Raw genomic sequence first — 12,019 nt, forward strand, 5'->3', positions numbered from 1 at the left:
CGGCAGGGGCCGGCAGCGCCTTGCGGTCGAGCTTGCCGTTCGGTGTCAGCGGCAGTGCGTCCAGCCGCACGAAGGCGGCCGGCACCATGTAGTCCGGCAGCAGGCCACCGAGATGGGCCCGCAACGCCGCCGCCAGCTCGGCGCCATCGGCTTTGTCCGACCCGTCCGTCCTCTTCGCAACCACATAGGCCACAAGCCGCTTGTCGCCGGTGCGATCGTCGCGCGCCACGACGGCCGCATCGCCGACAAGCTCGTGCTCGCAGAGCCGGGCGGAGATCTCGCCCGGCTCGATGCGGAAGCCGCGGATCTTCACCTGCTCGTCGTTGCGGCCCAGAAACTCCAGATTGCCATCCGGCAGATAGCGGGCCAGGTCGCCGGTGCGGTACATCCGGGCATCCGCCTCGCCGCTGAACGGATCGGCCAGGAACCGCTCCGCCGTCAGTTCGGGCCGATTGAGGTAGCCGCGCGCAACCCCTGCCCCGCCGATATAGAGCTCGCCAACGGCCCCGAACGGAACAGGCTGACCATGGTCGTCAAGCAGATAGAGCCGCGTGTTCGCGATTGGGCGGCCGATCGGCACATTTGTCGATGCGGAAAGGTCTGCAGGGATGTCATGGAAAGCACAACCGACAACCGCTTCCGTCGGACCATACTCGTTGACCATTCTGGCCGCCGGCTGGATCTGACGCCATAGCTCGACCGTCGACGACGACAATGCCTCGCCGCCAATGACGAACAGCTCCACCTGACTGGCATCTCCAGCCGACTGCAGCTGCTGCCCCAGAACATCCAGAAGGGTCGGGGTGACATTGACCAGCCCGCACCGGGTGCCGACCCTCGACCTGATCCCCTCGACCTCGTCCCCCTCTTTCGTAAGCAATGCATGGCCGCCAGAGACCAAAGGCGCAAACAGGCTGTTGACCGTAGCATCGAAGGCGAGCGAAGAGGAGACGACGGAGGAGGATGTGGGAGCGTAGGTCTCACGAGCCCAGCTTAGATAATTGGTCATCCCGCGATGCTCGACCATGACGCCCTTGGGCGTTCCGGTGGAGCCTGAGGTGTAGATGATGTAGGCGAGATGGCTGGGGGCGAGGCCGAGAGCGCGCGGGTCGGGATCCGACGCCGGCAGCCTCGCCGAGACCGGGGTGGCCGCATTGAGGTCGACCGCCGTCACATTGGTGATCGCCTCGGCGCCCAGCGCTGCGCGGCCGGCCGCGTCGCACAGCAGCAGCCGCGGGGCGGCATCGTCGAGCACCTGCCGCAGTCGCGCGCAGGGATAGGCCGGGTCGAGCGGCAGATAGGCGCCGCCGGCCTTGAGGATGGCCAGCAGTCCCACCACCATCGCCGGGCTGCGCTCGACGCAGATCGCCACCGGCTGGTCGGGCTTCACCCTAAGCGCGATCAGATGATGGGCCAGCCGGTTGGCCTCAGCGTTCAGCGCGCCATAGCTCAGCTCTTCATCCTCATGGACCACCGCCACCGCGTCGGGCGTCCGGCGCACCTGCGCCTCGAACAGCTCGTGCACGCACAGCTCCGACGGATAGTCCGCGTCCGTCCGGTTCAGCTCCTCCAGCAGATAGCGGCGCTCGTCGGCCGGCAGGATGTCGATGCGGCCGACCGGCTGCCCGGCATCGGCGATCGCGCCACTCAAGAGATTTTGCAGATGCTGCGCCATGCGATCGATCTGCTTAGGTGCCAATCGATTGGCATCAAAATGCCAGCGGAAGCTCCCATCCAGAGCGCAAACCTCAAATGTCAGCACCTCACCGCATCGGGGCGCCCCAGCGCTTTGGCTCGACGGCAGATCGCCAGCGGCAGAACAGCTATTGGCGGTAATCGTGATGCCAATCGGCCAGGGCCGGCGCGACAGTAGCGCCTTCATAGTCCGCAAGGTCGGGTAGCGCGCGATAAGATCCCGTGCAAAGCTATCGTGCTCCTTTAGCCGATCCCATTCGGCCGCCACGGCCCTGCGCACTGCTGCGAAATCATGGGTTAGATCAATGGTCATTTCCATCGGCACGACGGAAGCGACCAGGGCCTCCACCGCTGGCAAGCCTGCTCGCGAAGCTTTCGCCGCCGGCGTCCATCCCAATTGAAACTCTGTTGCGCCCGCTATGCGGGCGAGATAGACCAACCAAGCCGCTAACAGGCGTTCCAAACGATCCTTGGCAGGCAGCTCAGCCAACGCACTTGCTACCTGCCACGAACTCGACTCCCATTTGGGCGGTGCCTCGGCTGCGCAAGAGGACCAGAAAGGGAGCTGCAATATTTTAAGCTGCTCGAGCCGCTGTCGCCAAAAATCCTCGCGAGGTGCTATCTCCTCATGTGCAGCAGTTAGGCTGCGCGCCTGATCATCGCTCAGAATCGGAAGGCGATCGCCTACGTCGAAATCGCAGTGCCTCGCGAGGGCTCGCGCGTCCACAGCCTGACCATCCAAGCTGGCAAACCAAACATCAACATCCTGCGTACCCGTCGCCACACGCCAGTGGTTGGGGTGGAGTTCAAGCAGGCAGCCGGCCGGAAGACCCGAGCGTTGAGGCAGCACCTCCAAACGCCTGACGAGGACAACATCATCGCCTGCGAGAGCCTTGGGCAGACACAATGGATTGGGATGATACGGGCCAAAGTCCAAGGCACGTGTCATCGCCGACAAGTCCTGCGCGGATCGATGCCATCGCAGGCAGCCCGCAGCATCTGGACGTCGACGCGCCGCAAAGTAGCTTCTGTCCGCCAGTGCCTGCGGACGGAGACGGAGCTCTGCGTTCGCTAAGCCGGTCAAGAGCTCGCGAAAGCCCTCGACAGCGGCTTCATAACATTTGAGGTTTAAGCTCAGCGCCGTGTCGTTGGGTGCAATCACAACCTGGCGCTGAACCGCGACATCCCCCGTATCAACACCGTCATCGATCCGATGCCAGGTGATGGCATGTTCGCTCTCCTGGGCCAGCAGTGCCCAGAACGTCGCGTGCGTCCCCGCATATCGCGGCAAGGGTCCGTCGTGATAGTTGAAAGCGCCTTGACGCGCTCGTCCGAAAACATCCGCCGGCAACAGGAACGGATTGGCGATGGAAAAAATCCACTCCACCGGCTCGGTGGCAAGCAACGTTGAGAGCTCTTCAACACTGGCTACAACCGAGATGTTGGCGCAAGCCGCCCAATCGGCGAATATGGTGTCGGCAGATAGCACCGCGCGAATGTCGTGGCCCATCTCCATTGCGAGCCGAGCGCACCTGACAGCGAGCGTGCCACTGCCAATAAACATGCTCGAGCGTCTCGAAGGGGCCGCAGGGCGTTGCCCATGCCGACCACTTAGTTCGTCAGGGCTTACGTGTTCCGGCGAAGAGCAACGCGTCATCTCTACCCTCCAGCAGTTCGCCGACCGGCTGTTCCCATCCCAGGCGCCGCGCCAGTAGCGGCTCAAACCAGCCGCACCTGCTCTGATTTGTGCGGGAGTAAATGCACTGAAATAGCAATCGGATCAGCGGTGCGCAGTTCCTTGACCTCGTCGGAGTGTTTGGTGAGCGTGATCATGGAACAATTTCTCGTCAGTATTCGCGTTGGCCGATGACGATGCATGGATCGTGCCAACGGAGAAAAGTTTTTCCAAACAATAGGATGAAACCGACAGTGCGAGGTCGCATGTTCAACACGTGTCGGATCGACAACGCTAACCACCAGCTCCTTCAAATGCGGCGCGAGGGCGCGGCGATATAGAGATATGTATCATTTCGCGAATGTGATCATTTTTCTGTATTGCCAACCATACCGTACATTGACGGCGACGAAACGGCTGCCCTGAAGTACTCTAGAACGAAGCGTATGGACGAACTCACATCGGATGAGTTACGCCATTTTGCGGCGAGAGCGTTCCTGCCCGAAAAGTTGGTAATCGACACTGCAGCTGAAACCGTCCGGCGGTTCGAGGATGCGTGGGCATCGGAGAGAGAAAACCTCCCTATGGAGGGAAGGTCCGGGAGTTGATCGACAAGCATTCACCGAGGATCCCGCTTTACGCAGAATTCAGTCGCTAGGTGGTTGGAACCAGCAATCGGCGGCGAGAGAAGACCTTATCAGTACTGGTCATGTGCTTTCAGTCGTTCGTAAACAAAGAGCGGCAAACAGCGACCCGATCGGGCGTGCTGTTCAGTCAGGTGAGAAGCAGCCACAAGACTTGCCTGAACCAGTTGGTGAAGAGCGAGAAGTTTTGAAGTTGTAGCCGGTGCTTGGCCTTGAGGTGGCACGCGATAAGCTCTTCGTCGTCGACAAAGCTGTCCAGGAAGTCGTACCACCCTTCGGCTCGAACATCGTCATTGCTGACGATCGCCTAGCTCAGGATCCTCACCGAGCTCTTTCGCGACATGGTTCAGCGTGAAGACATACGTGATCGTAGCTATCAAGCGACCGCGGCGCAGAGGGTGGCGACCGGCGAGGAATTCCCAGGGAAGCAGTTCGTCGAGTCGATCCATCACCTTGTCAGCGAAGGCTGCATAAAACTCGTTGGCGAGAGCCGGCATGAAATTGAACACGGCCGACGAATAGGTGGTGAAATCGGCGCCGCGAAAAGCTCGGCCGTCGGCATGCCGCCGACATACATGAGCCGGCCGCCGATCTTCGCAGTGATCTGGCGTACCAGGCCGAGGCCGCCGTAGTGGCGTGTACGCGGGGCCGTTCTGCATCGAACGAGAAACTATCATAGCGCATGTTGAACCCATACGTTCGGTTCAACATATATGCCGTAATTGTGCTCAAGCGACACAAGCATTGGCACTAGTGCACCATCAATTTCCACCATGCCGGAACGTTCAAACGCTACTCCTGTCCAACTGGACCATTCGGCAATTGTCCCAGCGATGGTCATGGAATAAGGCGCTATTTTTAAGATTCTCCCACCGACGGTTATGTGAGTTCGCAACCAGGAGTCCACTGCGGAACCGTCAGCACGCTGTAGTTTGATGTACTCATCCATTGGTAGCCGCGGGTCTCGTTGCTTTTGATTGGGACGAACCGGCACAGACAATTCGTCGAAGCCCATTTGCCTGGCACAGGTCTTCAATGCGCCCAACATTGCCAGTGCATTGCCAATACCTCGAGCTCTGGGCGCTAAGGTGATTTCGAGTGCACTCATTGTGGTTGGTTTGCGACCAATAAGTTTATCCTCATGCGCCCAGCGGATAACTTGGTCCCAACCGCCGTCAGGCAATTCGGTACGCCCATCAACGTTGAGTGCAAACGGCACGCCGAAAGCACGAGCAACGGCCTCTTCATCCATAAGTCCTACAAAAGCATAGTCTAGGTAGTTAAAAAATACGGCTTTCCCAAAGTACAGCCTTGCAGTTTGATCCTGGCGAATGAAGTTGGGCCAAAGAGCATCGAAATCCGGGGAGAAAACTGAGGGAATCAGATCGGGCCGTTCCCGCAATGAAAATATTTTTAAGCTCATTCTTCTATCTCGCGTAACCCTGTCTCACTTGCTCATTCGTATCAGTTGCCCCCCAGTCAGCAGCTTACTCTTTGCGGGCAATGGCACATTTGAACCCAATGTTGCCGACCCAGAGAGAACGATCGTCGAAAACCGCTTCACGTCGGAATTCGCGCCCTTTAGGGGCCCTTGTCCCGATCATATCCGAGATCCCTCAAAGGGATTTTACATTCGGGGAACTGAGCGTCGAAGACATGTTTGGTTGTCTTGGCAGGGAACTTCCTTCCGCTGCGGGCCATAGCAAAAATGATCTCGGGAGTAACTATCTCTCCCGGGCGCCAAGCATCTACACGAACACCGTGGTAGTCTAGTAAGATTGCCGGCAATACTCTCAATTGAAGCCGCTTGGCGACAGCCAGCCTGTGATGGCCATCCATTACAAAAAGCGCTTCCTTATGGACAGCAATTGGAGCCTTCCAGAATTTGGCTTGGAGAATCTCTTCTTCAAGCTCAAGAACGTGTCGGCAATCAACCTCTTCGGTCGGGGTCAAATTGTTGGGCTGTAACAGATAGTAGCGCATAAGCATGTCACGTCCGACAGTAAAATGCCCGATGTCTAGCGGAAATCTCGATGTCTCAGCGATGGCGGGCGAAACTCATGATCGTCATGCACTAAACCGGCACTCATTTGGTAACCTACCGGCAACTATGCTTGCAATGCTCATTGGTACAACAAGGTCCAGTGGAGTTGTGACCGTCGTTCCTCCATGTCGAAGTTCCGATGGATCACGCGTGTTCAAAGAATAGCTTCTTAATTCCTGCATACCTTTTCCAACCTCCGGCGATGATGCCTTATCAGACTGCAGATGAGTTTCTCGTGAGGAAGGCCACCTTTTCCAAGGCCATCAGACTTCGATCGAACAAACGCTTAATGCCTCGTTCGCCTGTGTTGATGGCTTCCACAATGAGGCGTGCACTAAGGCAAAGCCGCAACGCAGCAACCTGGACGCCCTCAAGCTCGCCGCAAGGAACCGGTTGTCCAACTTCGCAACGAACTGACAATATTGTGCTACCAGGCATCTTGGCTTTCGTAGCCAAATCCTGGCATAAATGATCGTAAATTCTCTTTGTTTGCGGGGCGGTCAGCGGATTTCTCCTCGCATGTCGATTTACGCGAAATAGTATAAAAGGCAAAATCGTCGGTAGCTGGTCCCAAGAATTGTGGGTGATTGGCAGATGGCGTTGTAACGTCGGTTGCTCTAATAGCTGGAAATCAGGCGCATTGTTCAGCCAGGAGGTAACCTCCTTATGAAAGTCAACCACAACCCGTTGGATATCTTCCTCTGAAACACTACGGAAAGCACGCAGCTCGGCGAGTGCGGCTTCCCACCGTAAAAGTAAACCTAAGTTACTGGTTTCAGGGAGTGTCTGAGCGCCTGTCCAGTTTCGTGGCCAGTCTGCCCGGCAACACGTCGCTCCGGGCATAGGACGTAGTGGCAGTTTCTTCAAGCGGCCTGCCATCGACGCAGGAACCAAGAGCATTGCCGAAAAGGCTGGACCTCCCAAAAATTTGGATCCAGTAACGATCACCAAGCAGCCGATGGTAAGATAAGTTTGCAGCGTTTTCGGTGCCAATCGAAACTGAGATGCATCGACGAGAATTTCAACGCTGTCAGGCCAGCGACGCCTGAGATCCAGCGCCTTGCTCGGAGTTGGAGCCAGTACTCCGGTTTTCGAAACGTCAGTCAACACAATCAAAATACGACCGTATCGCGTTATCGCAGCCGATACTATTGCCTCGAGTTCATCATCGACGGCCGCGATAGGTCGGAGCCTGGAACCCTCCATGCGAACTGCTATCGACCTAACATCAATGGGATCCGCTGAATTGACCGTTGTTCCACCACTCTCGCGGTGCGAAGAATGCATCCCGCCAGCCAGAGCATGACCGACCCCACTCCCCGTCTCTTCCGGCTGGACCATAATCGCCAATGTCTTTGCGACGGAGCTTCCTGCAACCAATTGGGAGGCAAGCATGTGAGCGTCGGTGCCAGAAGGAGAAACGATGACTTCCATCCCTCCAATGTGTTCCAAACCGCATAAGCGAATAAATTCGTGACGAACTCTGTCGATCTCTTCCAGATAGATTTCTTCCGGCGCCCGTCCAGGCAAGGTCTGCGATATCTTTTGGCGCAGTCTTTCCGCAGCTGAAAATCCGACGTCAGAAATCGTAGATGCGGTTGCCGAACCAAATGAGAATAATTCCCTGTCGGGAACTGGTTTACGACCGTACTTGTTTGTCATTTGGCTAGCATCAAGTTCGATCCGCTCGTCACCCCCCGAGGTTAACAACTCAGCGGTCGAAGGAAGATAAGTATTCACGTTGGATAGCCGCTGTGTCATTTGACATCCAGATTGCTGTTCGGGTGGGTAATCGGCAAATTGTTTAAGGCTGCTGACAGTTGGTGCGCCAAGACCCGCCGGTTTTCCAGAACATCCATCATCGTCACGTGATCGCCTGGAACGGGCACAGCCTTAATGAACTGCGCGTCCAAAATTCGATCCCATCCGCGCATTGGAGAATTTGCATGCGGCGTTGCCGGAAGTTGCGGCCTTGGGCTGGGAGAGTCCGCCAGAGCATAAAATTGGTACACGCTGACCGGCAGCGATGGCATCTGATACGAGTGTACGGCTTGGTGAAATTGCGCGTACATGATGGCGTTACGGTAGAGATCTGGTCCGCCGACGACCGCACCCATTTGTTGCGCTTTCTCAAGCAACTGCTTAACTGAGCTCTGCCCGGCCGATCGTCGCAGCACTTCGAACCCCTCATCACTCAGCGACTCCAGAGGTTCAAAGATCATTTGCAAAGCGATTTCTGTATCCGTCATCCCGGGCGATGCAGCCGGCAGTGGCACATCGATGAGGGCAATAAACGAAACAGTTTCTTGGAGATGGAGCAGGCGTTCGGCGATTGCATAAGCCAGTACAGCCCCAGAGGAATATCCCGCAAATCGATATGGACCCCGTGGCTGCACTTTCCTTAGTGCCTGCGTTACGTTTGCCGCAATCTCTTTAAGGCTTGGTCGAGCAGCTTCTTCAAAGGGCGGCCAAGGCAAAGCGTAGACAGGGCAATCTATGTCCATCTCTCTGACTAACGGGAACACATATGAGCAGTCGCCGTATCCAGTCGGAACAAAGAAGATAGGCGCTGGAGATCCTATCGTGCGCACCGGTAGCACCCCAGGTGTATAACTGGATGAATCCAACTCGATCTTTGGAGCGAGGTCTTTGAGGATCGGGGCATTAAAAATATCGCTGGCGCTGACCTTCATCCCAACGCCTAGCGCTTGAGCAAGCATGCGCACCGCCAGCAACGAGTGGCCGCCGAGCTCGAAGAAGTTGTCGTGGCGGCCGACCCGCTCGATGCCGAGAAGCTCTTCCCAGATTCCGGCCAGCAGCGTCTCGATCTCGCCGCGTGGTGCCTCGAAAGCCCGGCGCGCATAGGCCTCGTCGNCAGGNGCCGGCAGCGCCTTGCGGTCNAGCTTGCCGTTCGGNGTCAGCGGCAGTGCGTCCAGCCGCACGAAGGCCGACGGCACCATGTAGTCGGGCAGGAGGCCAACCAGATGGGCCCGCAACGCCGCGGCAAGCTCGCTATCGGCCTCGTCCGACCCATCCGGCGTCTTCGCAACCACATAGGCGACGAGCCGCTTGTCGCCGGTCGCATCCTGGCGCGCCACCACGGCCGCATCTCCGACAAGCGCATGCTCCAGCAGCCGGGCGGCGATCTCGCCCGGCTCGATGCGGAAGCCGCGGATCTTCACCTGCTCGTCGTTGCGGCCCAGAAACTCGAGATTGCCGTCCGGCAGATAGCGCGCCAGGTCGCCGGTCCGGTACATGCGGTCATCCGCCTTCCCGCTGAACGGATCGGCCAGGAAACGCTCCGCCGTCAGCTCCGGACGGTTGAGGTAGCCGCGCGCAACCCCTGCCCCGCCGATATAGAGCTCGCCAACCGCCCCGAAAGGCACGGGCGCACCAAATTGATCCAGCAGATATATTCGAAGGTCCGGGATCCGTTCGCCGATCGGACCGCATGAGCTGGACGTATCAGACTTGTTAAGAGGCCGATATGTGACATGGACAGTCGTCTCTGTGATGCCGTACATGTTGATCAGCCGTGGGGCATGCTCAGAATGTCGTTCGAACCACGGCCTCAGAGAGGAAGGCTCCAGGGCCTCGCCTCCAAAAATCACATAGCGAAGCTGGTTGCGAACCCCACTCTCACGCTCGGCTTCGATCAGAGCTTTAAACGCCGAAGGGGTCTGGTTGAGCACCGTGACGCTTGACTTGCAAACCAGATTATAAAAGTCGGGAGCAGAGCGAGTTATATGCCTCGGTACGAGAACCAGACGTCCACCATAGCGCAGCGCTCCCCACAACTCCCAAACCGAGAAGTCGAACGAGAAAGAATGAAACAGGCACCAGACATCGCGCTCGTTGAAATCGTACCAGCTCCGTGTCGCCTCAAACAAACGGACAATTTGCGCATGCTCGACCATGACGCCCTTGGGCGTTCCGGTGGAGCCGGAGGTGTAGATGACATAGGCGAGATGCCGGGAGGTCAGGCCGAGGGCACGCGGGTCGGGATCCGACGCCGGCAGTTCCGCCCAGGCCGGGGTGGCCGCATCCAGATCAATCACGCTGAGATCGGCGAGTGCCTCGGCGCCGAGCGCTTCGCGGCCGGCGGCATCGCACAGCAGCAGCCGCGGGGCGGCATCGTCGAGCACCTGCCGCAGGCGGCCGGACGGATAGGCCGGATCGAGCGGTACATAGGCGCCGCCCGCTTTCAGGATCGCCAGCAGCCCCACCACCATCGCCGGGCTGCGCTCGACGCAGATCGCAATGCGCGCGTCCGGTTTGACCCCAAGCCCGATCAGATGATGGGCCAGCCTATTCGCCCGGTCATTGAGCGCATCATAGGAGATCGACTGCCCTTCGAAGACCAGCGCCACGGCGTCCGGCGCCCGGCGCACCTGCGCCTCGAACAGCTCGTGCACGCACAGGTCCGAGGGATAGTCCGCTTCCGTCCGGTTCAGCTCCTCCAGCAGATAGCGACGCTCGTCGGCCGGCAGGATGTCAATGCGGCCGACCGACTGCCCGGCATCGGCAACCATCGCCCGCAGCAGGGCGAGCAGATAGCCGCGCTGCCGCTCGATCGTCGCCCGGTCGAACAGCGCCGTCGCATAGCCCAGAGTCCCGGCGATGACCTCGCCCTGATCCCCCAGGTTCAGCTCCAGATCGAACTTGACCTGATCGAGCCCCTCCGCCGCAGCCTCCACCCGCAGCCCCGGCAGGTCCAATGACCCGACGCTGTTATTCTGCCAGGCCAACATCACCTGGAACAACGGCGTGTGATCGAGGGCGCGGGGCGGCTGGACGATCTCGACCACCTGCTCGAACGGCAGGTCCTGATGCTCCTGCGCGGCGAGTGCCGTGCGCCGCGTCCGCTCCAGCAGATCGGACACGCTCGGTTCGCCGGACAGATCGATGCGAACCGCCAGGGTGTTGACGAAGAAGCCGATCAGCTCCTCGATCTCGCGGCGCCGACGATTGGCCGTCGGCACGCCGATGACAAGGTCGTCCTGCCCCGACAGGCGCGACAGCACCGCCGCCCAGGCCGCCAGCACCGTCATGAACAAGGTCGTGCCATGCTGCCGGCTCAGCCGCTTCAGCCCGCGCGTCAGATCGGCATCGATGACGACAGGGACGGTGGCTCCGGCAAACGACTGCTGCGCCGGCCGCGGCCGGTCGGTCGGAAGCGCCAGACGGGCCGGCGCACCCGACAGGCTGTCGCGCCAATACTGCGCCTGGGCCTGCAGCCGCTCGCCCGACAACCATTGCCGTTGCCAGGCGGCATAGTCCGGATACTGGATGGTCAGCGGCGCCAGCGGGTTCTGCTGGCCAGAGGCAAACGCCCGGTAAAGCTGACTAAGCTCGCGCATCAGCACGCCCATCGACCAGCCGTCCGCGACGATGTGATGCTGCGTCAGCAGGAAGACGTGATCGTCATCCGCCCGCCGGATCAGGCGGCCGCGGATCAGCGGCCCGCGCGCCAGATCGAACGGCGTGCGCGCCTCATCATGGTAGAGATCCGCAAGCACGGCATCCGCATCCGGCAGCCCCTGCAGATCGTGCTCTGTCACCGGCAGGCCGGCATCGGCCGGCAGCAGCTCGACCCGGGGCCGGCCCTCAGGGGCGACAAAGACACTGCGCAGCGCCTCGTGACGGGCAAACAGCTGATCAAGGCTGCGCCGCCATGCGGCATGATCGAGCCTGCCCCGCAATCGCCAGCCCAGGGGAATGTTATAGTTCGTGCTGTCTTCGTCCAACTGCGACAGGAACCAGAGACGCTGCTGCGAATAGGACAGCGCAAGCGCACCATCACGGCTGATGTTCGGTATCAGTGTAGCTTTTAGGTCGCGGGCTCGATTTCGCTCTCTGGCCAGGGAAAGGAGCTTAGCTAAGCTGCCTGAATCCAGTTCTTCTAATTGGTCGATGACAAAATCGGTCATTTCAGAGTCCTAGGAAGAAAGCAGCTTCTGA

5 protein-coding genes and 1 pseudogene are annotated in these 12,019 nt (G+C 59.2%); all 6 read right to left on the reverse strand.

Translation table 11 applies throughout. From position 1 onward, the window contains the following. Positions 1–3,211, reverse strand: a 3,211-nt coding sequence (locus tag SINAR_RS01000000134600; RefSeq protein ID WP_158500216.1) for an amino acid adenylation domain-containing protein, incomplete at its 3' end; no start/stop codon positions are given. 1,267 nt (positions 3,212–4,478) lie between these two features. Then, positions 4,479–4,642 (reverse strand): annotated as a pseudogene (locus SINAR_RS1000000136310) (5-dehydro-4-deoxyglucarate dehydratase); the annotation flags it as partial. A 45-nt stretch (positions 4,643–4,687) separates the two neighbouring features. Then, the gene (locus SINAR_RS0132830; protein ID WP_028002934.1) at positions 4,688–5,347 is read right to left on the reverse strand and encodes a hypothetical protein; all 660 of its coding nucleotides are present in this window, start codon (positions 5,345–5,347) and stop codon (positions 4,688–4,690) included. 248 nt (positions 5,348–5,595) lie between these two features. Then, the gene (locus SINAR_RS0132835) at positions 5,596–5,997 is read right to left on the reverse strand and encodes a ParB N-terminal domain-containing protein (protein WP_028002935.1); all 402 of its coding nucleotides are present in this window, start codon (positions 5,995–5,997) and stop codon (positions 5,596–5,598) included. A gap of 274 nt (positions 5,998–6,271) precedes the next feature. Then, on the reverse strand, positions 6,272–7,819 hold the full coding sequence (locus SINAR_RS1000000136315; RefSeq protein WP_084617871.1) for a hypothetical protein: 1,548 nt from the start codon (positions 7,817–7,819) through the stop codon (positions 6,272–6,274). Then, positions 7,816–11,988 carry a non-ribosomal peptide synthetase gene (locus SINAR_RS01000000134605; RefSeq protein WP_050577673.1) on the reverse strand — a complete coding sequence of 1,391 codons (4,173 nt, stop codon included), beginning with the start codon at positions 11,986–11,988 and terminating at the stop codon, positions 7,816–7,818. The genes SINAR_RS1000000136315 and SINAR_RS01000000134605 overlap by 4 nt, the downstream gene beginning before the upstream one ends. Between the last annotated feature and the right edge of the window lie 31 nt (positions 11,989–12,019).

Origin of the sequence: Sinorhizobium arboris LMG 14919 (assembly GCF_000427465.1) — a bacterium.
GTDB lineage: Bacteria > Pseudomonadota > Alphaproteobacteria > Rhizobiales > Rhizobiaceae > Sinorhizobium > Sinorhizobium arboris.